This window comes from Streptomyces sp. NPDC051684 (assembly GCF_044453445.1).
In the GTDB taxonomy this organism is placed as follows: Bacteria; Actinomycetota; Actinomycetes; order Streptomycetales; family Streptomycetaceae; genus Streptomyces.
On the sequence record NZ_JBITCS010000003.1, the window covers coordinates 96598 to 119576 of the forward strand.

A 22979-nucleotide genomic window follows, 5' to 3' on the forward strand; every position below is an offset into this window, starting at 1 on the left:
TGTGGTTTCCCTCCGCGGGCGCGGGCCCGCGGGAGGGCGCTACTCGTTCGTGAACTCCTCGACCACCGTCGCGCCCAGTTCCCGGACGATCAGGTCGTGGCCCGACAGCGCGTTCTCGTCCAGGTCCGGGTCGTCGTCCTCCGGGATGTCGTCCTCTACCGACACCGAGCGGCGGGGCGGCTCCTGAGGAGCGGGCGCCGGGGCGGGCTCGGCGCTCGGCGGGGCGGACTGGGGGGCGGACGACGGCTGGTACTGCTGGGCCGGGGGCGCGGGGGCCGGGGCGGGCGCCGGTGCCGGGGCGGGCGCGGGGGCGTATCCGCCGCCGTAGCCGCCGCCACCGCCGTAGCCACCGGCGGGGCCGGGCGGCGGAGGTGCGCCACCGCCGCCCGAGGCGTCGACGACGGCGTCGATCTTCCAGTTCGCCCCGAACTGCTCGGACAGCGCCGCCTTCAGCACGTCCTCGCTGCCGCTGCTCACGAAGTTGTCACGGGCGCCCGCGTTCACGAAGCCGAGCTGGAGCGTGGCGCCGTCGAAGCCTGTGACCTGCGCGTTCTGGCTGAGCAGGATCCAGGTGAAGCGGCGCTTGTTCTTGACCGCCTCCAGGATGTTCGGCCAGATCGTACGGGGGTCGGGGCCGCCGACCGGGGCCGGTGCGGCGGGGGCGGGGGACGACTGCTGCGGGGCGGGCGCGGGGGCCGGGGCCGATGCCTGCGGTGCGGCAGGGGCGGCCGGTGCGGCGGGGGCGGCCGGTTGGCCGGAACCCGCCGCCGCGGCCGTGGGCCAGCCGCCGGGCCTACGAGCGCCGCCGCCCCCGCCCGCCTGGGCGGCGGTGGGCCAGGAGCCCGGGGCGGCAGGGGCGGGCTGGGCCTCCACGGGCGGAGCGGGAGCCGGGGCGGGGCTCGGCGCGGGGGCCGGGGCCGCCGGGGCCTGGGCCTGCGGAGCCACCGGCGCCGCGGGAGCCGCAGGTGCCGGGGCCGGAGCCTGAGCCGCACCGGAAGCGGCTCCCGGGCCGCCCCCTCCGCGCACCGCGGCCCGGGCCGCCGCGGGTCCACCGCCCGGCTCGACGGGCGGCGCGGGCACCTGCGCCGGGGCCCCGGCATGGGCGTCGGGCCCGGGAACGTACGCCATGGAAGGCGCGGGACCCTGCCCGCCCGGCGTGAAGACTCCGCCGCGCTCGATGCGGTCGAGGCGGGCCATGACCGAACGTTCGTCGTCGTACGCCGCGGGCAGCAGCACGCGCGCGCAGATCAGCTCGAGCTGGAGCCGGGGGGCGTTGGCACCGCGCAACTCGGTCAGGCCCTGGTTGACGAGGTCGGCGGCGCGGCTGAGCTCGGCGGCACCGAAGGTCGACGCCTGCGCCTGCATCCGCTCCACGACATCGGCCGGGGCGTCGATGAGCCCCTTCTCCGCGGCGTCCGGAACGGCGGCCAGGATCACCAGGTCCCGCAGCCGCTCCAGCAGGTCGGCCACGAAGCGCCGCGGATCGTTGCCCCCCTCGATGACGCGGTCCACGACCTCGAAGGCGGCGGCGCCGTCGCCCGTGGCGAACGCCTCGACGACCGAGTCGAGCAGCGAGCCGTCGGTGTAGCCGAGCAGGCCGGTCGCCATGGCATACGTCACACCGTCTTCGCCCGCGCCGGCGAGCAGCTGGTCCATGACGGACATGGAGTCACGCACGGAGCCCGCGCCGGCCCTGACGACGAGCGGCAGCACGCCCTCCGCGACGGCCATGTCCTCCTTGCCGCACACCTCGCCCAGGTAGTCGCGCAGCGTCCCCGGCGGCACGAGCCGGAACGGGTAGTGGTGGGTCCTGGAGCGGATCGTCCCGATGACCTTCTCGGGCTCGGTGGTCGCGAAGATGAACTTGAGGTGCTCCGGCGGCTCTTCGACCACCTTCAGCAGCGCGTTGAAGCCCGCCGACGTGACCATGTGGGCCTCGTCGATGATGTAGATCTTGTAGCGGCTGCTCGCCGGGCCGAAGAAGGCCTTCTCCCGCAGATCACGGGCGTCGTCCACACCACCGTGCGAAGCGGCGTCGATCTCGATGACGTCGATCGAACCCGGTCCGTTGCGCGCGAGGTCCTGGCAGGACTGGCACTCCCCGCACGGATTCGGGGTGGGGCCCTGCTCACAGTTGAGACAGCGGGCCAGGATGCGCGCGCTGGTCGTCTTGCCGCAGCCGCGCGGGCCCGAGAACAGGTACGCGTGATTGACCCGGTTGTTCCGCAGCGCCTGCTGCAGCGGGTCGGTTACATGTTCCTGCCCGATGACCTCGGCGAACGACTCCGGGCGGTAGCGGCGATAGAGCGCGAGAGACGACACGCATACGAGGTTATAGGCGCGCACTGACAACCGGACCCGCCCACGGGTATCGCCGGCCGCACCGGAAACGTAAACGCCCCCCACGCACCCGCCAGAGCCGACTTACCCTTGCTGCCTTCCGGCCCTGGGGGAGTTCAGTCAGATAGCGCCACGTGAGGGGCTGACGCCAACAGTACCCGATCCCCCGGGGTGGAAAGAACCCGGAGGTCCGCCCCTCGGATCGGCCGACCGGTCCGTCGACCACCTTGATCATCAACGTGGTCGCGAGCACCCTTCAGCGTCTTGTATTGTTTGCGGCGGAGGATTCGCCTAGTGGCCTAGGGCGCACGCTTGGAAAGCGTGTTGGGGGCAACCCCTCACGAGTTCGAATCTCGTATCCTCCGCAGGCGGAAGGCCCGGACCGAGTGATCGGTTCGGGCCTTCGTCTTTTCCCCTCCGGTTCAGGGAGGGCCGGGTGGACGCCCCCTGGGGATAACCCCACCCCCAAGACACCCCGCAGCCCCATGTCCCCGGAGCCGTCGAATCGCGACGCTTGTGGCATGACCTCGACCACGCTGTCCTACGCGAGCACGACCCCCACCGCACCGCGGGCCACGGCCCGCCCGGGGTTCTGGCGCGCTCCGTTCTCCGGTGTCACCCATCGCGAGATCGGGCACACGATCACGTCGCTCCCGGTCGCGATCGCCGGGTTCGTCTTCGCCGTGACGCTGTTCTCCCTGGGCGTGGGCACGCTCGTCGTGTGGGTCGGGCTGCCGGTCCTCGCGGCGGCGCTGGCCGGCGCGCGCGGTCTCGGCGCGGCCGAGCGGGGCCGCGCGCGGACCCTGCTCGGGCTGGACGTGGCGGCGCCCGAGGCGCCCGCCCCCGGTCTGCGCGGGCGGCTCGCCGACGCCGCGGGATGGAAGGCGCTGCTCTTCCACACGGTGATGTTCCCGTGGCGCGTGCTGTCCTTCGTCCTGTCGGTGACCTTCCTGGTCACGGGGTGGGTGGTCGCGCTCTTCCCGGCCTACTCCTGGGTCTTCCACCGCTACCTGGACTGGCCCGGCTACCGGCTCTACGACTTCACGACCGACGCCGGTGTGCACCACGCGTACTACATCGAGTCGCCCGCCCAGATCGCCGCGGTCTCGGCCGTCGGGTTCGTTCTCGTCTTCCTGACGCCGCAGTTGGTGCGCGCGCTGACGAACCTCGACCGCGTCGCGATCCGCTCACTGCTCGGCGCGCGCCGCTGACCCCCGCGTGAGGACCTGGCGCAGGGCGTCCAGGACCGATACGTCGTCCACCGTCGACGGCACTGGTTCGTCCAGACCGTCGGCGATGCCGCGCATCGTGCGGCGCAGGATCTTGCCGGAGCGGGTCTTGGGGAGGGCCGCCACCACGGCGACCTCCTTCAGGGACGCGACGGCGCCGATCCGGTCCCGTACGAGCTGGACGAGTTCCGCCTCGACCACCGCGGGGTCCGACGCGACGCCCGCCTTCAGGACCACGAAGCCGCGCGGCACCTGGCCTTTGAGGGAGTCCGCGACGCCGATGACCGCGCATTCGGCGACGTCCGGGTGGGAGGCGAGGACCTCCTCCATGCCGCCCGTCGACAGGCGGTGCCCGGCCACGTTGATGACGTCGTCGGTGCGCCCCATCACGAACACGTAGCCGTCCTCGTCCACGTGCCCGCCGTCGCCGGTCAGGTAGTAACCGTCGAAGGCGGAGAGGTACGAGGAGACGAAGCGCTCGTCGTCGTTCCAGAGGGTGGGCAGGGAGCCGGGCGGCATCGGGAGGCGGACCACGATCGCGCCGTCCTCGCCGGGCGGCACCGGCTTGCCGTCGCCGTTCACGACGCGCACGTCCCAGCCCGGCAGCGGGAACGTCGGGGAGCCCGCCTTCACCGGGGCGGCCTCGATGCCCACCGGGTTCGCGACGATCGGCCAGCCCGTCTCGGTCTGCCACCAGTGGTCGATCACCGGGATGCCGAGCAGCTCGCTCGCCCAGTGATACGTCTCCGGGTCGAGCCGCTCCCCTGCGAGGAACAGGTACTTCAGCGCACTGAGGTCGTACGCGCGCGTGAACTCCCCTTCCGGGTCGACCTTCTTGATCGCCCGGAATGCGGTGGGTGCGGTGAACAGGGTCTTCACGCCGTACTCCTGCGCCACCCGCCAGAACTGGCCCGCGTCCGGGGTGCCGACCGGCTTCCCCTCGTAGAGGACGGTCGTGGCGCCGGCGAGGAGCGGGGCGTACACGATGTACGAGTGGCCGACGACCCAGCCCACGTCGGACGCGGTGAACATGGTCTCGCCGGGGCCCACGTCGTACACGGCCTCCATGGACCAGCGCAGTGCCACCGCGTAGCCGCCGCAGTCGCGGACGACTCCCTTGGGCTTTCCGGTCGTTCCGGACGTGTAGAGGATGTACAGCGGGTCCGTCGCCGCCATCGGGACGCAGGGCACGGGCTGTGCGTCCCTCATCGCCTCCGCCCAGTCCACGTCCCGGCCCGGCGTCGGTTCGCCCGGCCCCTCGGGGCGTCGCAGGATCACGCAGGCGTCCGGCTTGTGCTCCGACAGGTCCACCGCCTGGTCGAGGAGCGGCTTGTACGGGACGACCCGCGAGCCCTCGATGCCGCAGGACGCCGACACGACGACCTTCGGGGCCGCGTCGTCGATCCGCACCGCCAGCTCGTTCGCCGCGAATCCGCCGAAGACGACCGAATGCACAGCCCCGATCCGCGCGCAGGCGAGCATCGCGACGACGGCCTCCGGGACCATCGGCATATAGAGGACGACCCGGTCGCCACGGGTCACGCCGAGACCGGTCAGCACACCCGCGAAGCGGGCGACCTGATCGGTCAGCTCCTCGTAGGTGTACGTGCGTGTGGTGCCGGTCACCGGGGAGTCGTACACGAGCGCGGCCTGAGCGCCGCGGCCCGCCGCCACATGGCGGTCGAGGGCGTTGTGGCAGACGTTCAGCTCGCCGTCGGGGAACCAGCGGTGGAAGGGGGCCCGAGAGGAGTCCAGGGCCCGGGTCGGGGGCGTGTCCCAGTCGATCGCGCGGGCCGCCGTGAGCCAGAAGCCCTCGGGGTCCTCGGTGCTCGCTCGGAAGACTTCCTCGTACGACGGCATGCCCGCACTCCTTTGCGCAGAACCCGAACCGCGGAGCCCCGTCAACAGGGCTCCCGTGGCGACGGGAACACGATCAGGTCAGGCGGTGACCGCCGTCAACAGCACCGCCGCGTCCGTCAGCGCGAGGAGTCCGTGCCGCTCCTGCGGGATCGGGTGCAGCTGGCCCTGCGTGAGCGTGACGTCCCCGGAGACCGCGGTGAGGCGGACGCGGCCGCGCAGCACTTGGAGGGTGGCCGCGGGCGGCGCGTTGTGCTCCTCCAGGTTGCTGCCCTCGGTCAGGGCGATCACGCTCTGCCGCAGCAGCGGGTCCTCCTTGATCAGGAGTTCGGCGCTGCGGCCGTGCTCGGCCTTGCGGGCCGCGGTCAGATGGTCGTCGGCGAGGGCCGCGAGATCGTACGGGGCGGGCGTCGTGGAAGTCATGACGTCAGAGTTACCTCGGACGGCTGCCCTGTGCGACGCGGTGGCGCCCGATCGTGGCCGCGCGAGGGGCGGGGACCCCGGCGTGGCGACCGGGACGGCGCGGCGCGATCATCGACGTATGAGCCGTATGGACGTGACCCTCCACCTCGCCCAGGATCCCGCCGCCGACGAACTCCTCGGCCGCAGCCCGCTCGCCGCGCTCGTCGGGATGCTGCTCGACCAGCAGGTGCCCATGGAGTGGGCGTTCGCGGGCCCGCGCACCATCGCCACGCGTCTGAACGTCGACGACCTCGACGCGTACGAGATCGCCGCCCATGACCCCGAGGCCTTCGCCGCGCTGCTCTCCGAGAAGCCGGCCGTGCACCGCTATCCCGGCTCCATGGCCAAGCGGGTGCAGCAGCTGTGCCAGTACCTCGTCGACCACTACGACGGGGACGCCGCCGCCGTGTGGGAGGGCGTCGGCACCGGCAAGGAGGTGCTGAAGCGGCTGAACGAGCTGCCCGGCTTCGGCAAGCAGAAGGCCCAGATCTTCCTGGCCCTGCTGGGCAAACAGCTCGGCGTGCGGCCGACGGGCTGGCGCGAGGCGGCGGGCGCGTACGGCGAACCGAAGGCGTTCCGCTCGGTGGCCGACATCACCGGCCCCGAGTCCCTCACCAAGGTGCGCGCCCACAAGCAGGAGATGAAGGCCGCCGCGAAGGCGGAGAAGGCGGCGAAGGCCGCCAAGTAGCGGGACCGGGCGGGCCTCGGCTGAGCCGTGGTGGGCGTCGCGGGGCTCTGCCCCGGAACCCGCGCCTCAATCGCCGGCGGGGCTTGCTCGGTGTCAGCCGGGTGCCGGGTCGGTAACCCATGAGAGCGGATCTGCGGCTCCGCGGATCACGTCGTGGCCGGTGGCGGGCAGATGACGGAGCATGAGCGCCGCCGCGTCCGCCCCGGTCCCGGGCCCCCGTGTCCCGGTCCTGGTGCGCGCGCTCCTGATGGTGCTCGCCCTGCTGTTCGCGCCGCTCGCCGCCGCCCCCGCCACGGCCGCCACGGCGCCACCGCCCGCCGCCTCCTCCTCCTGCGAGCCGGGCGAGGGGACCCGGGACGCCTCCGAGGAGGCCCTCCGGCTGCCGACGGGCCATCCCGTCCGGCTCCTCACCGCACCGCCCCCGTGCGTCCCGCCGCGCCCCCTGCCGGCCGCGCGCCCCGACACCACGACGCACCCCACGCCGCCGTCCCGGCGCGCCCTGCGCACCGTCGTCCTGCGCTGCTGACGGGTCCATCACCCACGTTCCGTTCGCACGCACGCACGACTTCACAAAGGACGGCAGCACTCACATGCCCAAGGACCCCTACGCGCTCCTGCGCGCCCTGATGCGCGCCGAAGCCGCCCGCGGCGAACGCGCCGCCACGGAGAAGACGCCCCCGACCACCTCGCGGGACCGGCGGACGCCGGGCAAGAAGCGCGACCGCTGAGGCCCGTTCCCCGCGCCCCCGCACGGGACGCGGGGAACCGTGCGTCAACAAGGCGCGAGCAACTACCCCGGAAGAGCCACGAGCACGCCTGTTTTCCGTCAACTCACCCACGGCGCCACTCATTTCAGGCCCCTGTGGGTGACTCGACTGGCCCCGGTTGGAGCCGGTTAAGGACGGTATTTCCAGGCTGTGTACCGAGTCCCCATGGCTGCGCCCGGAGAGCCTTGCCCGGTAGGCTTTCCGTGTGATCTTCAAGCGCATCGGAAACGGCCGGCCGTACCCCGACCACGGCCGGGAAAGCACCCGGCAGTGGGCGGACGTCGCGCCGCGCCCGGTCCGCCTCGATCAGCTGGTGACGACCAAGGGCCAGCTCGATCTGGAGACCCTGCTCGCCGAGGACTCGACGTTCTACGGCGACCTCTTCGCGCACGTCGTGAAGTGGCAGGGCGATCTCTACCTGGAGGACGGCCTGCACCGCGCCGTGCGCGCCGCGCTCCAGCAGCGCCAGGTGCTGCACGCGCGCGTGCTCGAACTGGGCTGACGGCGCCGCACGACCTCGGCCGGCCGCGCCGCACGACTGACGCCGCCTCAGGACGTATTGACCCTTTTGGGTTGGACTGAGCGACTGACCGTGATCATTTAATAGGCATCGTCGCCGCACAGGATTACGCTGCGCCCATGAGCATGCTCACTCCACCCGGCATGGGCGGCAAGTACCGCATCACAGGGGACAAATACCCCCGCATGCGGCGCGGGCGCCCGCGCAACAGGCTGGTGCTCGCGGTCGTCGCGTCCGTCGCCGCGATCGGGCTGATCGGCTGGGGCTCGTTCCAGCTGGTCGACGTCTTCACGGGGGGTGACAAGGCCAGCGCCGCGGGGGCGAAGTCCGGCGCGTGCGAGAAGCGGCCCAGCGCGTCGCCCTCGCCCGGCAAGGCGGCCCAGAAGCTGCCGAAGCCCTCCCAGATCACCGTGAACGTACTGAACGCCACGGCCCGCGGCGGACTGGCCAAGGACACCGCGGACGAGCTGAAGAAGCGCGGCTTCAAGATCGGTGACGTGGGCAACGCCACGAAGGCGTACGACAAGAAGGTCAAGGGCCCCGGCATACTGCTCGGCGCCTCGGCGGCCACCGAAGCCGCGCTGCCCGTCCTCGGCACGCAGCTGACCGGCGCCGAGCTGAAGGCCGACAAGCGCACGAAGCCGGCCGAGGTCGACCTGATCATCGGCTCCGGCTTCAAGAAGCTCACGAAGAAGCCGGCCGCCGACAAGGCGCTGTCGGCGCTGAACCACCCGAAGCCGAAGCCCTCGGCCTCCGGCGCGGGCTGCTGACCCGGACCCCGTAGCGCGAAAAAGCCGCGGACGGCGCGTCCGCGGCTTTCTCCGTTCCCGTACTGCGTACGGGAACGGCTACTCGGCGACCCCGTACATCCGGTCCCCGGCGTCGCCGAGGCCCGGGACGATGTACCCGTGCTCGTTGAGCCGCTCGTCGACCGAGGCCGTCACGACGGTGACCGGCGTGCCGGCCAGCTCGCGCTCCATGATCTCGACGCCCTCGGGGGCGGCGAGCAGTACCACGGCCGTGACGTCGTCGGCGCCCCGCTTGATCAGTTCCTGGATCGCCGCGACGAGCGTGCCGCCCGTGGCCAGCATCGGGTCCAGGACGTAGACCTGGCGGCCGGAGAGGTCGTCCGGCATCCGCGTCGCGTACGTCGCGGGCTGCAAGGTCTCCTCGTTGCGCACCATGCCGAGGAAGCCCACCTCGGCGGTCGGCAGGAGGCGCACCATGCCGTCGAGCATGCCGAGGCCCGCGCGCAGGATCGGCACCACCAGCGGGCGCGGGTGCGACAGCTTGACGCCGGTCGTCCGCGAGACGGGGGTGTCGATGTCGACCTGCTCTGTGCGCACGTCCCGGGTCGCCTCATAGGCGAGCAGGGTGACCAGCTCGTCGGCCAGGCGCCGGAAGGTCGGGGAGTCGGTGCGCTGGTCGCGCAGCGTGGTGAGCTTGTGCGCCACCAAAGGGTGGTCGACGACGTGGATCCGCATGTCCTCAACAGTAACCGGGCCACAGGGCCGCGGCTCCCCCGCGCGGTGGCATCAACGGCCGGTGCGGAGGGAAGGTGGAAGGGACTCGCCGACTGGCGCCGACTGGGCGGACTGGGGTGGTGTGGCGATGGCGGACGAGAAGCGCCGGGAGCGGCCCGAGCGGGAGCCGGAGGCTGCCGGGCCCGGGCCCGACGAGGAGAGCGACGCCGAGCGCAGGCGCAGGCGCGCCCTGTTCCTGCGCGAGCTGACGGAGGCGCGGGAGCTGCGCGCCAGGGTCCAGCCGCGCCGCGCCCGGGCCGCGCGGATGCGACACCAGATGCGGATGCGCACGTTTCGCTGGTGACGGGCCCCGCCAAATCCGCCCCTGATCCCCGTTCCACGGGGCGCCGCGGAGGACGCGCCACGAACACAGCGCGCGGAAGACCTCTCTTGGAGCCGGACTTTCTGCCACGATTCCGAGTGGGCGGGGCGTGAACTGCGATCCCCGCCTCCACAACCCCGCCGGGGGGATTCCCGACCGGCACACCTGAGACCAGTGGGAGAGTCACGGTGTACTTCGCCGCACTGCTCGCGCGCACCGAAGACGGGTGGGAAGCGAGCGACACAGAGCTCGACGACGTGGAGACCCTGTCGGACCTGTCCGACCTGGCCCGCGAGGCGGCGGCCGAGGCCGGCGCCGAGGACGACACGATCCTCGTCTTCATCGAACAAGAGGACGCCTGGTTCGGCGTCGTCCGCATTGACGGCGAGGAGGACCCTCGCATCTACGTCTCCGACGCGGCCGCTGCCGCCCGCAGCAGCTACGGCGAGATCCTGCTCACCGACGAACTGCTCGGCAAGGCTCCGGACGGTTCGGACGCCGGCGTCATCGACGAACTGGACGCCCTGGATCTGGACGGGACGGAGGACGGCGAGGACGCCTCCGACGATGACGAGGACGCCGGAGCCGAGGTGGTGCCGCCCGGCCCGCTCGGCGACAGCGGGGTCCTGGCCGACCTGGGAGTCGCCGAGAAGGATCTGCTCACGCTCGACGGGTCGGACGCGCTGAGCGAGATCGCCGACGCCCTGGGCGCATCGGAGGTCCTCGAGACGGTGCGCTGACCGCCGCGGGGATAGATTCCTCGCCGTGACACCCTCCGACGCCGCTCCCGAACCCGAACCCGTTCCCGATCCCGTACGAGATCCCTGGAAGCCGCCGATGCGGCAGGCCCTGGCCGAGGCCGGGCTCGCCGCAGCGGGCGGTGACGTGCCCGTCGGCGCCGTCGTGCTCGCGCCGGACGGGACCACCGTGCTCGCGCGGGCGCACAACGAGCGGGAGCTGACGGGGGACCCGACCGCGCACGCGGAAGTGCTGGCGCTGCGCAGGGCGGCACAGCAAGTGGGCGAATGGCGGCTGACCGGCTGCACGCTCGTCGTCACCCTGGAGCCGTGCACCATGTGCGCGGGCGCGCTCGTGCAGTCCCGCGTCGACCGGGTCGTGTACGGGGCGCGTGACGAGAAGGCGGGCGCGGCCGGTTCGCTGTGGGACGTGATCCGCGACCGACGGCTCAACCACAGGCCCGAAGTGATCTCCGAAGTTCTCGCCGAGGAGTGCGCCGGTCCCCTCGTCCGCTTCTTCAGAGATACCGATTTCGGACCACGGCCCACCATGGGCTAGAGTTCCTCTCGGTAGCGTGTCCGAGCGGCCGAAGGAGCTCGCCTCGAAAGCGAGTGAGGGGAAACTCTCCGAGGGTTCAAATCCCTCCGCTACCGCCGTTCGAAGGGGCGGATCCGACCAGGATCCGCCCCTTCGCTTTGCCCGGCTCGCTGTGCCCGGCGGTACTCAGCCGGCCTGCGGCGGCCGACCGTCTCCGAAGCGGACCTCGGACAGCGCCTTCTTCACGGGGACCTTGGCCAGGTACCCGGAGCCGAAGCAGATGTTCTGCAGCACGTACCAGAACTTCTCGGCACTGGTCATCTCGCAGAGCCCGTACTCGCTCAGGGCCTTCTTCGAAGGAATCTTCGCGAAATAGGCGGCTCCGAACGAGATGCACCCGAGGATGTACCAGAAGCTCTCCGCACCCGTGGTGACTCCTCTTCCGAGGACCTGGGCCTGGTTGGCCATGGGGATGTACTCCCTGCACTCGTCCTGTGGACGACCCCATGATCCTCTCCCGGCACGGTGGGGAAGGGACGGACACGGAAAAGCTCCGACACCTGTCGAAAGGTGCCGGAGCTTCACGTCCCGCTCGGGTCGGGGGGAGTGGCATCGGGGGGACAAACCACTCCCCCCGATGAGGACGGACTCCCGTAGTCCGCGCCGCTTCGGGGGGAAGCTGCGTCGCGGACCCCGCAGTCGGGTGCCGTCCCTGCCCTTCGGATTCCTGCCAGACCCTCCGGGCTCATCACCAATCCTGCCCCTTTGCGGGGGTGCGTGACGTCGGCAAAGGACCCATGACCGCAGGCCGTTGGTCCTTAAAGGTCGCGTCGGTGATCGTCCGCGTTAGACTCGCCGCCGGCCGACAGGGGCCGGCGGGGATCGGACACGGGTACGGGGAGGCAAACGTGGTGCAGTCGAAGAAGGTCGCGCTCTTCGTCGGGGTGGTCTTCGTGCTCTACGTGATCATCACCGATCCCTCCAAGGCCGCCGACTACGTCCAGATAGGGTTCGAGGGCGTATCGTCCGCCGCCCAATCCATAGGCGACTTCATGACCTGGGTCGTCAACGGCGGGAAGTAGCCGCAAGCCACCCGCCAGCGTCCCCAGGGAGCACCCGTGATCCGCCATCTGGTCCTCTTCAAGCTCAACGACGGCGTGAGCCGTGACGAACCGCGCGTGGCCGAGGGCGTCGAGGCCTTCCGCGCGCTGGGCGGGAAGATCCCCGAGCTGAAGTTCTGGGAGTGCGACTGGAACATCACCGACCGGCCGATCGCCTACGACTTCGCGATCAACTCGGCCGTCGAGGACACCGACGCACTGAAGCGGTACATCGAGCACCCCGCGCACCAGGAGGGCGTCGCACTGTGGCGCGAGTTCGCCACGTGGGTGATCGCGGACTACGAGTTCTGAGCAACCCGCCCGGACCGTCAACACGTTCGAGGAGCCTCTCACCGGAACGGTGAGGGGCTTTCGCGCGTCCTGGACCACCGTCCATGCCCCCAACTGGGCCTTCAACACGGAGTTATGCGGTGCTTGCACACAGTGCACATGTCTTGTGATGCTATGACCGCTTTTGACCGATGAGTTGACGGAAACAGAGGTGGAGTTGACCGTGCCGGCCAGTACTGCGCCTCAAGAAGCACCGCCCACGCCCCCGAAGAGCCGTGGCGCCGACGCCCGCGCGCTGACCCAGGTGCTCTTCGCGCAGATCAAGGACCTCCCGCCGGGCAGCCCCGAGCACTCCCGGGTGCGCGGCGCCCTGATCGAGGCGAATCTGCCGCTGGTGCGCTACGCGGCGGCCCGCTTCCGCAGCCGCAACGAGCCGATGGAGGACGTCGTCCAGGTCGGCACGATCGGGCTGATCAACGCCATCGACCGGTTCGACCCGGACCGCGGCGTCCAGTTCCCGACCTTCGCGATGCCCACGGTCGTCGGCGAGATCAAGCGGTACTTCCGCGACAACGTCCGCACCGTGCACGTGCCGCGCCGCCTCCACGAGCTGTGGGTCCAGGTGAACAGCGCGACCGAGGACCTGACGACCGCCTTCGGGCGCTCCCCGACCACCGGCGAGATCGCCGAGCGGCTGCGGATCGGCGAGGACGAGGTGCTCGCCTGCATCGAGGCGGGCCGCTCGTACCACGCGACGTCCCTGGAGGCGGCGCAGGAGGGCGACGGGATGCCGGGCCTGCTCGACCGGCTCGGCTACGAGGACCCGGAGCTGGACGGCGTCGAGCACCGCGATCTCGTGCGCCACCTCCTCGTACAGCTGCCCGAGCGCGAGCAGCGCATCCTTTTGCTCCGCTACTACAGCAATCTGACGCAATCTCAGATCAGTGCGGAACTGGGTGTCTCGCAGATGCACGTGTCAAGGCTCCTCGCCCGGAGCTTCGCTCGACTTCGGTCCGCAAACAGGATCGAAGCCTAGCTCGAACGGGTAGACAAGGCCCTCGGGGCATTTCCCGCGGGAATCCGCGCCAACTCCCGCCACACCCCCTGCTTCCTGCACCGATCCATCCCTTACATGTCGACATGTCACTACAGCGTGTTGCCGACATGTGACATTCTGCTGGAACGGCGTTTGGCGCAGCCCCTCGTCCGGTATTCAGGTGGAGGCTGCGCTCTTACCTGACGGGAGCGTCCGCCGCGACCGTCCGCGACCTCAAGGGGGTGGCATGTCCGCAGACCAGGGCAGCTCGAAGGTGCTCACGCTCACGCCCGGCGCGCCCGCCGCGACCGATGACCTGAGCGAGCAGACGCCTGCCGCGCTGATCGACGCTCCTGTTCCCGCCTCGGTGCCGACCCAGGCCACCGAGAGCCCCGAAGTGTCCGTGACACCTCCGGTGAGCGGGTCCATCGACACCCGCACCCTGTCCCGCTCCCTGTTCCTGCGTCTTGCCACGCTCGACGAGCACAGCCCGGAGCGGGCGTACGTCCGCGACACCCTGATCGAGCTGAACCTGCCGCTGGTGCGCTACGCGGCCGCCCGGTTCCGCAGTCGCAACGAGCCGATGGAGGACATCGTCCAGGTCGGCACGATCGGTCTGATCAAGGCGATCGACCGTTTCGACTGCGAACGGGGCGTGGAGTTCCCGACGTTCGCGATGCCGACGGTGGTCGGCGAGATCAAGCGGTTCTTCCGGGACACCTCGTGGTCGGTGCGGGTGCCGCGCCGCCTCCAGGAGCTGCGGCTCGCCCTGACCAAGGCCAGCGACGAGCTCGCGCAGAAGCTGGACCGCTCGCCCACCGTCCCGGAGCTCGCCGCGGTGCTCGGCGTCTCCGAGGAGGACGTGGTCGACGGCCTCGCGGTGGGCAACGCGTACACCGCGTCCTCCCTGGACTCGCCCGCGCCCGAGGACGACGGCGGCGAGGGCTCCCTCGCGGACCGGCTCGGCTACGAGGACACGGCGCTCGAGGGCGTCGAGTACCGCGAGTCGCTCAAGCCGCTGCTCGCCAAGCTGCCGCCGAGGGAGCGCCAGATCATCATGCTCCGGTTCTTCGCGAACATGACGCAGTCGCAGATCGGCGAAGAGGTCGGCATCTCGCAGATGCACGTGTCCCGGCTGCTCACGCGGACGCTGTCGCAGCTGCGCGAGGGCCTGATCGCCGACTGACGGCGCCGGCTGGTCCGTTCGACCGGGTTCGCGGGGTTCCGATTTGACGGAGCGTCAGACACACTGGCGCGATGCTGCGGACTTGGTTGCTCGGTCACAGGAAGCTCGCCGTCGGTGCCGCTTCGGTCACCGCGGTGTGCGTGAGCGCGGGCGCCGTCGCCGCCCTCGACGGTGGCGACGGACCCGATGCGTACGTGGCCGTGGGCGCGGCGGGAGCGGCGCCCATGAAGCCGGGCGACCGGGTCGCGCCCACCGGCAAGGTGGAGCTCGTCCCGCTGGACTCCCCCGAGGCGGATGCCCCGGGCGCCCCGAAGGCACCGGGGAAGGGTGCGGCGGGCAAGGCGGGCGGTGCCGACACCGGTACGGACGCGGGCGGTCTCCCCGCGGCCGACGACCTCCCCGGCGAGACCCCTGCCGCCGGCGGCACACCGTCCGGCGCGGACAAGCCCTCCGGCGACTCCGGCAGCGCCCGGGACTCCGGGAGCACCGACCCCGGCAAGAGCGCCGCCCCCTCGCCGTCCCCCGCGGGCCCCGCCGCGCTCAAGGTCGGCGAGCCGGAGTTCAAGAAGGCCGACAAGCGCTGGTGTCAGGACGTGACGCTGACCCTGCACAACTCCGGTGGCAGCGCGGTGCGTTCGGGCACCGCGACCTTCGAGACGCATGTGATGGGCGCCCTGGGCATCGACTGGGCGACCATCGACGTCAAGAAGAAGCTCCCCGTGCCCATCGGGGCCGGGGAGAAGAAGCGGAAGACGTGGACCGTGTGCGTCGACTCGTGGCGCGTACCGCTCGGCATGCGCCTCGAGACCAAGGACGTCGACGTCGACTGGAAGTGAACTGCCGCCGGGCAGCGGCTACTTGAGCGCCAGCCAGGCCACGCCCGCCACCACGACGATCGCGAGCACGATGCCGATGATCAGGCCTGCGCTGGGTCCGGACTTCGCGGCGGCGGCCTGCTGACGCGCGGGCGGCTGCTCGTCGACGAAGGCGCGGAACATCTGGGTGTTGCCCGCGGGGTCGTTATTGCCCTGGGGGCCGGGGCCTTGGGGGTTGTTAGCCATGGGGCAGGACCCTAGCGAATTGCCGTGAACGGCGCCACAGTCCCAGCGCATGCCACTTGAGCTGCGGCTTTACTGATTTGCACTCGATCTTTGCCGCGATTTTATCCGCGATCACCCTCTTTCGTTTGCCTGTGGCAACCAACTGCTTCTATGGTTGCCCTAAGCAACAAATAAAGATCTTCTGGTCAGGAGGTGCCGTGGCCGCACAACGTCACTACGACGAGCTGGCGCGACAGATGAGCGCCTTCGGAGCCGTCAAGAGGGACATGGCGCGGATCATGCCGCACGACTGCCCGACCGGTTCGGCCGCCGTACTCACCCTGCTCAAGCGCTACGGAGACATGCGGATGAGCCGCATGGCCGAGCTGCTCGCCGTGGACGTGTCCGTGGCCAGCCGGCACGTGGCACACGTGGTGGACCGCGACTGGATCGAGCGTCGTCCCGACCCCGCCGACAAACGTTCGCGCATCCTCAGCCTCACCGAAAAGGGCTTGAAGCAGCTGGAGGTGCTCAACGAACTGAGCACCCAACTGCTCGCCGACCGGCTGAGCGACTGGTCCGACGACGAGGTCGATCAGTTGATCGCCCTCATGACGCGACTGCGCGACAGCTTCGGCGACTGCCGCACGACGGGGTCCCGAACGACGGTTCCGCAGGCCGCCACTGAGCCGACCACCGAGTCGACCGCTCAGCTCACCACCCGTACACCCGCGTAAGACGTAAGAAAAGGAATCCCATGGCAACAACCACACCGTCCGGTGTGCGGGGCAGCCATCCCAAGCATTCAGGGGCCGCCCCCGAAGCGGGTGCCCCCATGTCGCACCGGCAGGTCATGGAGGCGCTGTCCGGGCTGCTGCTCGGCATGTTCGCCGCCATCGTCTCGTCGACGATCGTCACCAACGCCCTTCCCAAGATCATTGGTGACCTGGGCGGCGGCCAGTCCGCCTACACCTGGGTCGTCACGGCCTCGCTGCTCGCCATGACCGCCACCACGCCCCTGTGGGGCAAGATGGCGGACCTGTTCAGCAAGAAGGCCCTGGTCCAGATAGCCCTGATCGTCTACGTGGTGGGCTCGGTCGTCGCCGGTCTCGCGCAGAACCCGGGGATGCTGATCACCGCCCGTGCCATCCAGGGCATCGGCGCCGGTGGTCTGTCCGCCCTGGCGCAGATCATCATGGCCGCGATGATCTCCCCGCGTGAGCGCGGTCGTTACTCCGGTTACCTCGGTGCCACGTTCGCGGTCGCGACCGTCGGTGGCCCGCTGCTCGGCGGTGTCATCACCGACACCGACTGGCTCGGCTGGCGCTACTGCCTCTTCGTCGGTGTGCCCTTCGCGCTGATCGCCCTGATCGTGCTGCAGAAGACCCTGCACCTGCCGGTGCTCAAGCGGAAGGTCAAGGTCGACTGGGCCGGCGCCTTCTTCATCACCGCCTCGGTCTGCCTGCTCCTCATCTGGGTCACCTTCGCCGACGACAAGTACGACTGGCTGTCGTGGCAGACCTACACGATGGTCGGCGGCGCGATCGTGCTGGCGCTGATCTTCACGCTCGTCGAGTCCAAGGCCAGCGAGCCGATCATCCCGCTGCGCCTCTTCAAGAACCGCACCATCACGCTCGCCTCGCTCGCCTCGCTGTTCGTCGGTGTCGCGATGTTCGCGGGCACCGTGTACTTCTCGCAGTACTTCCAGCTGGCGCGCGGCAAGACGCCCACGATGTCGGGTGTCATGACGATCCCGATGATCGGTGGACTCTTCATCTCCTCCACCGTCTCCGGCCAGATCATCACCCGGACCGGCAAGTGGAAGGCCTGGCTCGTCGCCGGCGGTCTGTTCCTGACCGCGGGTCTGGGTCTGCTCGGCACCATCGAGTACGACACCCCGTACTGGCGCGTCGCCATCTGGATGGCGCTGCTCGGTCTCGGCGTCGGCATGATGATGCAGAACCTCGTGCTGAGCACGCAGAACCAGGTCGCCCCCCAGGACCTCGGTTCCGCCTCCTCGATGGTGACCTTCTTCCGGTCCCTCGGCGGCACGATCGGCGTCTCGGCGCTCGGCTCCGTGATGACCACCCGCATCAGCCACCACGCCACGGACACCATCGGTTCGCTCAGCCCGCAGGAGCAGCAGGCGGCAGGAAAGACGATGGCCGGCGGTCAGCTGCCGGACATGTCCGTGCTGCCCGGCCCGATCCGCAACTGGCTGGAGGCCGCGTACGGAAGCGGCATCGCCGACATCTTCCTGTACGCCGCGCCGATCGCGTTCCTGGCATTCGTCTTCACCATCTTCATCAAGGAGGTTCCCCTGCGTACGACCGGAGCCCTCGAACAGGCCGCACAGGGCGATACGGCCCCGGCCGCCGCCCCGGCCCAGGCCGCTGCTGCCGCCGCCGTTCCCACGCCGGAGCAGGTGCCGAGCCTGGTCGGTGCGGGTCAGCCCGCGGCCGACACCCAGACCCAGCGGCTGGCCACCGTCGCCTCCGCCGGTGGCGACGCGCCCGTCGGCGGCGGCACCCCGGTCCGCGGTTTCGTCCGCGGCGCCGAGTCCGCCCCGGTGCCGCGCGCCGCGGTCACCCTGATCTCCCTCGGCGGCCGGCAGCTGGGCCGCGCCGTGGCCCAGGGCGACGGTTCGTACGCGGTCGACGCCCCCGGCGCCGGCTCCTACGTCCTGATCGCCTCGGCCGACGGCTACCAGCCGCAGGCCTCCACCGTCCTGGTGGGCGAGGAAGCCGTCACGTACGACATCCTGCTCAGCGGGACCAGCGGTCTCACCGGTGTGGTGCGGGCCAGCGAGACCAAGGCGCCGGTCGCCGGGGCCATGGTCATCGTCACCGACGTCCGCGGCGACGTGCTCGCCACGGGTCAGTCGGGACCGGGCGGCGAGTTCACCTTCGCCGAGCTGGTTCCCGGCCCGATCACCATCGCCGTGAACGCGCCGGGGCACCGCCCCACCGCGCTGCCCGTCGAGGTCACCGGCTCCGGTGTCACCCGCGTCGAGATCGACCTGCACTCCGGCTCCCAGGTCCAGGGCACCGTCCGGGCCGCGGGCCGCGCGCTGAACGACGCGCGGGTCACGCTGGTGGACGCCGCGGGCAACGTGGTCGCCACCGCCACCACCGGTGAGGACGGCGCGTACGCCTTCACCGACCTGGACGGCGGCGAGTACACCGTGATCGCGACCGGCTACCCGCCGGTGGCCACCGGCCTCAGCGTGAACGGCAGCGGCGTCGACGGCCACGACATCGAACTCGCCCACCCCGGCGAGTAACAGGCCCCGGGCCACCTGAAGGTGTGGTTCGCGCTTTGAGCGGACGCGGACCACACAGGCCCGGTTGTGAGAATGGGCCCCGGACCCGGCGGCGTCGCCAATCGGCAGGGGACGGCCGAGACGCAGTGCCGACCGGGGCCCGTCCACGCAGGGGGAGCAATGACCAGCCGCCCTGCGTACGTATGAACTTGAGCTAGGAGAGCAAAAGCATGGGACTGAGCGCGCGGATCCGCACGCGGGACGGGTGGGCCCTGCCGCACGCCGTCGTCACGGTGACCGACATGACCGGCTCGCAGGTGCTGCGGGCCGAGGCCGATGACGAGGGCGCCGTGCACGACCCGGCCACCCTTGCGCCCGGTCCCTACACGGTGATCGTGACCGCCGTCGGCTACGCCCCGGCCGCCTCCACCGCGATGGTGACGGCGAGCGGCCGGGCCGACGTGGGCAGCATCGTGCTGCACCGGCAGGGCGGGGCCGAGCTGCCGCCGCCCGGGCCCTGGATGGTCGACCCGATGCACTCGACGATCGCGGCGACCGCCCAGCACCTCGGGATCACCTCGGTGCACGGCCGGTTCACCGACTTCTCGGCGCGCATCGACATAGCGCAGGACGTCGAGAAGTCGCGGGTCGAGGCCGTCATCAACGCGGCGTCCATCGACACCGGCAACGGCATGCGCGACGGCCACCTGAAGTCCCCGGACTTCCTGGACGTCGAGACGTACCCGGAGATCACCTACAAGTCGACCTGGATCGAGCCCGCGGGCACCGACCGGTGGACCGTGCACGGCCAGCTGAGCCTGCACGGCGTGGCCCGTGAGGTCGACCTCGACCTCAGCTACCTGGGCACCGGCGCCGACCCGTGGGGCGGCACCCGCGCGGCGTTCAAGGCGACGGCCGAACTGAAGCGCGAGGACTTCGCGATGAACTACAACCAGGTCGTGCAGGCCGGCATCGCGGCGATCGGCGCGACGCTGAAGGTCGAGCTCGACATCCAGGCCGTACAGGGCGACGCGCTGCCGCAGATGTGACACCGGCGGGTGTCGGTGGCCGGGGTTAGGCTGCGAAGCATGGCTCCGAACATCGCGACCAACACCCGTGTGTCACTGGACGAGTTGCTCGACTTCGTACGTCCCCGGCACCGCGCCCTCCTCATCACCGCCCGCGCCGACGGGTCCCCGCAGGCCTCACCACTGACCTGCGGGGTCGACGGCGACGGGCGGATTGTTGTTTCCACGTACCCGGAGCGGGCCAAGACGCGGAACGCGAAGCGGGATCCGCGGGTCAGTCTCGTCGTGCTCAGCGACGAGTGGAACGGGCCGTGGGTGCAGGTCGACGGGGCGGCGGAGGTCATCGACTCGCCCGACTCCGTCGAGGCGCTCGTCGAGTACTTCCGGTGCATTTCGGGGGAGCATCCGGATTGGGACGAGTACCGCGAGGCGATGGTCAAGCAGGGGAAGTCGATTATTCGTGTGACGCCGGAGAAGTGGGGTCCGGTGGCGACGGGTGGGTTCCCGGCGCGGTTGGCTTGACCCGTAACGGCGTTACGGCCGCGGGGCTCCGCCCCGGACCCCGCGCCTCAATCGCCGGCGGGGCTTGATTTCGCCACCAAGGACTCGATGCCCGCGATCTGGAGGTCGAGGGCGACCTCGAAGTCCATGTCCCGCATCGCGTCCACGTCGCCCCCCTCCTCCACCGCCTCCATCATCCGCTCGGCGTGCTGAAAGTCGTCCGCCATCTCCTCCGGGACGGAGAAGGCCGCCATCGCCTTGTGGAAGTACTCGTCCTGCGTGAGCCCGACCTCGGCGCAACGCTGCCGGAAGTGGCCCTCGACGGTCCCGTACCCGTAGACGAACTGGAAGACGGACGCGACCGCCCCGCGCTGCTGCGGCAGCGAGAGGCCCGTGCGGGCGATCACCCGCTGCACCGCGCGCGAGAACAGCAGCGACTTCGGGCCGACGTTGAGGAAATTGCCGACGAGCGGCGAGATCCACGGATGCCGGACCAGCAACGCGCGGTACGTCGCGGCCAGTTCGCGCAGCTGCGTCTGCCAGTCCGGCAGCTCCGCCGCGTCCGTGTCCGGGATCTCCAGCTCGCCGAAGGCCTGGTCGAGGGCAAGTTCGAGGAGGTCGTCCTTGGTGTCGACGTACCAGTAGACGGACATCGCGGTGACGCCCAGCTCGCCCGCCAGGCGCCGCATCGAGAACTTCGCGAGCCCCTCCGCGTCCAGGAGCCGCACCGTCGCCTCGGTGATCCGCTCCCGGTCGAGGCCGTTGGGCTGCTCGGCCCGCCGGCCGCGCGACGCTCTGGGCCTGGGCTCCGCGGCGCCATCCGTGTCCTCGAGCCAGACGCTCATCCGCGCTGCCTTCGCCATGGCGTTCCTTCCCAGGAGTTCCTCGTACGCGGGCGGGGCGGGCCTGCGCACAGGACCGCTCCCCGCCCGCACCGATGCTAAGCGGAAGTCACCGCCGCCGATTCTGCCCGTTCCGCCCTGCGCAGCAACGCCGCCGCGAGCAGGCCGCCCGTGAGCACGGCGACCGCGCCGACCAGTTGACTCGTCTCCAGGCCGGAGGCGAACGCGTCGCTGATCCGGGCCCGCTCGCCCGCCGAGCCCGCCGCCGCGAGCGCCGCGGGGAAGGACGCCGCGGACACCGCGACGAGCGCGCCGAACCGGGCGTTGAGGACCGCGCCGAGCACCGCGACGCCGAGCCCGTTGCCGAACTCCGCGAGCGTGCCGTTGACGCCCGCGCCGACGCCCGCCTTCTCCGGCGGGATCGCGCTCATGATGGCGTTGGCCATGGCCGGCATGGCGAAGGCGATGCCCGCGCCCATGACCACCAGGCCGAGCAGCATGCCGCCGTATCCGTCCCCGCCCAGCAGGGCGATCGCCGCGAGCCCCGCCGCCATGCACGTCATGCCCGTCGCGATGACGAGCGGCGTGCCCATCTTCGGCAGGAGCCGCGCGCCGACGCCGGTCAGATTGAGCGCGACGACGGTGAGCGCGAGCGGCGCGGTGTGCAGACCGGCCTCCAACGGCCCGTACCCGAGCACGAACTGGAGGTGCTGGGTGAGCAGGAACAGCGAGCCGCCCATGCCGAACGCGACGAGGATCGCGCCGGTCACCGCGCCCGTGAACTTCTGGTTGCGGAAGAAGTGCATGTCGAGCATCGGATACGGGATCCGCAGCTCCCATGTCACGAACGCGGCCATGAAGAGCACACCGATCGCGGCCGAGGTCAGCGTGGGCGTGGACGTCCAGCCGTCGTCGGGGCCCGAGATGATCGCGTAGACGACACCGGTCATGCCGATCGTCGAGAGCAGCGCGCCGAGCAGGTCGGGGCGGTCGCCCTGGGGGTTCTTCGACTCGGGCACCAGGGCGATGACGGCGACCAGGCCGATGACCGCGACCGGGATGTTGATGAGGAAGATCGAGCCCCACCAGAAGTGGTCGAGCATCACGCCGCCGAGCAGCGGGCCGACGGCGAAGCCGAGCGAGTTGACGGTGGCCCACAGGCCGATCGCCTTCACGCGCTCGGAGTCGCTGAAGATCTGCACGACCACGGCGAGCGTGGAGGTCATGAGCAGCGCCCCGCCGATGCCCATGCCGGCCCGCGCGGCGATCAACTGGCCGGTGGTCCCGGCGAGTCCGGCGACGAGCGAGCCCACTCCGAAGATCGCGAGTCCGGCCGCGAGCATCTTCTTGCGGCCGTAGCGGTCGGAGCTGCTGCCCGCGGTGAGCAGCAGGCCCGACTGGACGAGTGAGTAGGCGCTGATCACCCACTGGATGTCGGACGTCGAGGCGTCCAGCTCCCGGGTGAGGGAGGGGATCGCGACGTTCAGCACGGTGTTGTCGAGCAGCACGGTCAGCTGGGCGAGGCAGATGACGCCGAGGATGATCCAGCGCTGGGGGTGGCCGCCGGACGCGGCCTTGGGTGCCTCGATGGCCGGGTCGGCCGTGGGCGCCATGGGTACTCCTCTACGGTGTACGGGACGGGTGCGTCTCATACACCGTAGAGGGTTGGCTGTACGGCGTACAACCGACTTTCTCGGCCGGTCGGCCGGT

Annotated in this window: 26 protein-coding genes, 2 tRNA genes and 1 other RNA gene; 20 read left to right on the plus strand and 9 right to left on the minus strand. The window is 70.8% G+C overall.

Going from position 1 to position 22979, the window contains the following annotated elements:
- Positions 1-39: 39 nt before the first annotated feature.
- On the minus strand, positions 40-2322 hold the full coding sequence (locus tag ACIA8D_RS04660) for a DNA polymerase III subunit gamma and tau (protein ID WP_399228669.1): 2283 nt from the start codon (positions 2320-2322) through the stop codon (positions 40-42).
- A 66-nt stretch (positions 2323-2388) separates the two neighbouring features.
- Positions 2389-2487: signal recognition particle sRNA small type (ffs, locus tag ACIA8D_RS04665), an RNA gene on the minus strand.
- A 133-nt stretch (positions 2488-2620) separates the two neighbouring features.
- On the opposite strand from ffs, the gene ACIA8D_RS04670 reads away from it, so the two are divergent.
- Positions 2621-2705, plus strand: a tRNA-Ser gene (locus tag ACIA8D_RS04670).
- Between the two features lie 156 nt (positions 2706-2861).
- Positions 2862-3551 carry a sensor domain-containing protein gene (locus ACIA8D_RS04675; RefSeq protein ID WP_399228671.1) on the plus strand — a complete coding sequence of 230 codons (690 nt, stop codon included), beginning with the start codon at positions 2862-2864 and terminating at the stop codon, positions 3549-3551.
- Here ACIA8D_RS04675 and ACIA8D_RS04680 read toward each other — a convergent pair.
- Positions 3528-5429: a propionyl-CoA synthetase gene (locus tag ACIA8D_RS04680; RefSeq protein ID WP_399228672.1), complete on the minus strand. Its 1902-nt coding sequence runs from the start codon at positions 5427-5429 to the stop codon at positions 3528-3530. The two genes, ACIA8D_RS04675 and ACIA8D_RS04680, sit on opposite strands and share 24 nt — an antisense overlap.
- 78 nt (positions 5430-5507) lie before the next feature.
- Positions 5508-5849: a cupin gene (locus ACIA8D_RS04685; RefSeq protein ID WP_399228675.1), complete on the minus strand. Its 342-nt coding sequence runs from the start codon at positions 5847-5849 to the stop codon at positions 5508-5510.
- Between the two features lie 127 nt (positions 5850-5976).
- Between ACIA8D_RS04685 and ACIA8D_RS04690 the strand changes: the two genes are divergently transcribed.
- The 5 genes from ACIA8D_RS04690 to ACIA8D_RS04710 all read left to right on the plus strand — a co-directional run bounded on the left by ACIA8D_RS04690 (position 5977) and on the right by ACIA8D_RS04710 (position 8633).
- Positions 5977-6576, plus strand: coding sequence for an HhH-GPD-type base excision DNA repair protein (locus ACIA8D_RS04690; protein ID WP_399229086.1), 600 nt, complete (start codon positions 5977-5979; stop codon positions 6574-6576).
- Between the two features lie 181 nt (positions 6577-6757).
- Positions 6758-7102, plus strand: a complete 345-nt coding sequence (locus tag ACIA8D_RS04695) for a hypothetical protein (RefSeq protein ID WP_399228678.1) — start codon at positions 6758-6760, stop codon at positions 7100-7102.
- A gap of 64 nt (positions 7103-7166) precedes the next feature.
- The gene (locus ACIA8D_RS04700; RefSeq protein WP_399228679.1) at positions 7167-7304 is read left to right on the plus strand and encodes a hypothetical protein; all 138 of its coding nucleotides are present in this window, start codon (positions 7167-7169) and stop codon (positions 7302-7304) included.
- 244 nt (positions 7305-7548) lie between these two features.
- Positions 7549-7845, plus strand: a complete 297-nt coding sequence (locus tag ACIA8D_RS04705; protein WP_003955420.1) for a type II toxin-antitoxin system VapB family antitoxin — start codon at positions 7549-7551, stop codon at positions 7843-7845.
- Positions 7846-7982: 137 nt separating this feature from the next.
- Positions 7983-8633: a LytR C-terminal domain-containing protein gene (locus tag ACIA8D_RS04710; protein WP_399228681.1), complete on the plus strand. Its 651-nt coding sequence runs from the start codon at positions 7983-7985 to the stop codon at positions 8631-8633.
- 78 nt (positions 8634-8711) lie between these two features.
- On the opposite strand, the gene upp is transcribed toward ACIA8D_RS04710, so the two are convergent.
- The gene (upp, locus tag ACIA8D_RS04715; RefSeq protein ID WP_399228682.1) at positions 8712-9347 is read right to left on the minus strand and encodes a uracil phosphoribosyltransferase; all 636 of its coding nucleotides are present in this window, start codon (positions 9345-9347) and stop codon (positions 8712-8714) included.
- 127 nt (positions 9348-9474) lie between these two features.
- Here upp and ACIA8D_RS04720 point away from each other — a divergent pair, with 127 nt between their 5' ends.
- The 4 genes from ACIA8D_RS04720 (at position 9475) to ACIA8D_RS04735 (ending at position 11099) form a co-directional block, all read left to right on the plus strand.
- Positions 9475-9690, plus strand: a complete 216-nt coding sequence (locus ACIA8D_RS04720; RefSeq protein WP_399228684.1) for a hypothetical protein — start codon at positions 9475-9477, stop codon at positions 9688-9690.
- 206 nt (positions 9691-9896) lie between these two features.
- Positions 9897-10448 (plus strand): hypothetical protein, encoded by a 552-nt coding sequence (locus ACIA8D_RS04725; protein ID WP_399228686.1) that lies wholly within the window; start codon positions 9897-9899, stop codon positions 10446-10448.
- Between the two features lie 97 nt (positions 10449-10545).
- The gene (gene tadA / locus ACIA8D_RS04730) at positions 10546-11004 is read left to right on the plus strand and encodes a tRNA adenosine(34) deaminase TadA (RefSeq protein ID WP_399229087.1); all 459 of its coding nucleotides are present in this window, start codon (positions 10546-10548) and stop codon (positions 11002-11004) included.
- A 10-nt stretch (positions 11005-11014) separates the two neighbouring features.
- A tRNA-Ser gene (locus ACIA8D_RS04735) sits at positions 11015-11099 on the plus strand.
- 70 nt (positions 11100-11169) lie between these two features.
- Here ACIA8D_RS04735 and ACIA8D_RS04740 read toward each other — a convergent pair.
- Positions 11170-11451: a hypothetical protein gene (locus ACIA8D_RS04740; RefSeq protein ID WP_399228688.1), complete on the minus strand. Its 282-nt coding sequence runs from the start codon at positions 11449-11451 to the stop codon at positions 11170-11172.
- Between the two features lie 440 nt (positions 11452-11891).
- On the opposite strand from ACIA8D_RS04740, the gene ACIA8D_RS04745 reads away from it, so the two are divergent.
- From ACIA8D_RS04745 to ACIA8D_RS04765, 5 genes are all read left to right on the plus strand, one after another.
- Complete coding sequence (locus ACIA8D_RS04745; protein WP_385758742.1) at positions 11892-12065, plus strand: hypothetical protein; 174 nt, start codon at positions 11892-11894, stop codon at positions 12063-12065.
- Between the two features lie 36 nt (positions 12066-12101).
- Complete coding sequence (locus ACIA8D_RS04750) at positions 12102-12395, plus strand: Dabb family protein (RefSeq protein WP_399228690.1); 294 nt, start codon at positions 12102-12104, stop codon at positions 12393-12395.
- Positions 12396-12585: 190 nt separating this feature from the next.
- Positions 12586-13410 carry an RNA polymerase sigma factor SigF gene (locus ACIA8D_RS04755; protein WP_399228692.1) on the plus strand — a complete coding sequence of 275 codons (825 nt, stop codon included), beginning with the start codon at positions 12586-12588 and terminating at the stop codon, positions 13408-13410.
- A gap of 247 nt (positions 13411-13657) precedes the next feature.
- A complete protein-coding gene (locus ACIA8D_RS04760; RefSeq protein ID WP_399228695.1) occupies positions 13658-14596 on the plus strand; it encodes an RNA polymerase sigma factor SigF in 939 nt (312 codons plus the stop codon).
- A 71-nt stretch (positions 14597-14667) separates the two neighbouring features.
- Positions 14668-15432 (plus strand): hypothetical protein, encoded by a 765-nt coding sequence (locus ACIA8D_RS04765; protein ID WP_399228696.1) that lies wholly within the window; start codon positions 14668-14670, stop codon positions 15430-15432.
- A gap of 18 nt (positions 15433-15450) precedes the next feature.
- Here the strand turns inward: ACIA8D_RS04765 and ACIA8D_RS04770 are convergent, their stop codons facing one another.
- Complete coding sequence (locus ACIA8D_RS04770) at positions 15451-15657, minus strand: hypothetical protein (RefSeq protein WP_399228697.1); 207 nt, start codon at positions 15655-15657, stop codon at positions 15451-15453.
- 197 nt (positions 15658-15854) lie between these two features.
- On the opposite strand from ACIA8D_RS04770, the gene ACIA8D_RS04775 reads away from it, so the two are divergent.
- The 4 genes from ACIA8D_RS04775 to ACIA8D_RS04790 all read left to right on the plus strand — a co-directional run bounded on the left by ACIA8D_RS04775 (position 15855) and on the right by ACIA8D_RS04790 (position 20448).
- Positions 15855-16373 carry a MarR family winged helix-turn-helix transcriptional regulator gene (locus ACIA8D_RS04775; RefSeq protein ID WP_399228699.1) on the plus strand — a complete coding sequence of 173 codons (519 nt, stop codon included), beginning with the start codon at positions 15855-15857 and terminating at the stop codon, positions 16371-16373.
- A 20-nt stretch (positions 16374-16393) separates the two neighbouring features.
- Complete coding sequence (locus ACIA8D_RS04780; RefSeq protein WP_399228701.1) at positions 16394-18919, plus strand: MFS transporter; 2526 nt, start codon at positions 16394-16396, stop codon at positions 18917-18919.
- A 209-nt stretch (positions 18920-19128) separates the two neighbouring features.
- Entirely contained in the window at positions 19129-19947 is an 819-nt protein-coding gene (locus ACIA8D_RS04785) for a YceI family protein (protein ID WP_399228703.1), read from the plus strand.
- Between the two features lie 39 nt (positions 19948-19986).
- The gene (locus ACIA8D_RS04790; protein ID WP_389283091.1) at positions 19987-20448 is read left to right on the plus strand and encodes a PPOX class F420-dependent oxidoreductase; all 462 of its coding nucleotides are present in this window, start codon (positions 19987-19989) and stop codon (positions 20446-20448) included.
- Positions 20449-20495: 47 nt separating this feature from the next.
- Here the strand turns inward: ACIA8D_RS04790 and ACIA8D_RS04795 are convergent, their stop codons facing one another.
- On the minus strand, positions 20496-21290 hold the full coding sequence (locus ACIA8D_RS04795) for a TetR/AcrR family transcriptional regulator (protein ID WP_399229089.1): 795 nt from the start codon (positions 21288-21290) through the stop codon (positions 20496-20498).
- 77 nt (positions 21291-21367) lie between these two features.
- The gene (locus tag ACIA8D_RS04800; protein ID WP_399228706.1) at positions 21368-22882 is read right to left on the minus strand and encodes an MFS transporter; all 1515 of its coding nucleotides are present in this window, start codon (positions 22880-22882) and stop codon (positions 21368-21370) included.
- Positions 22883-22979 lie beyond the last annotated feature (97 nt).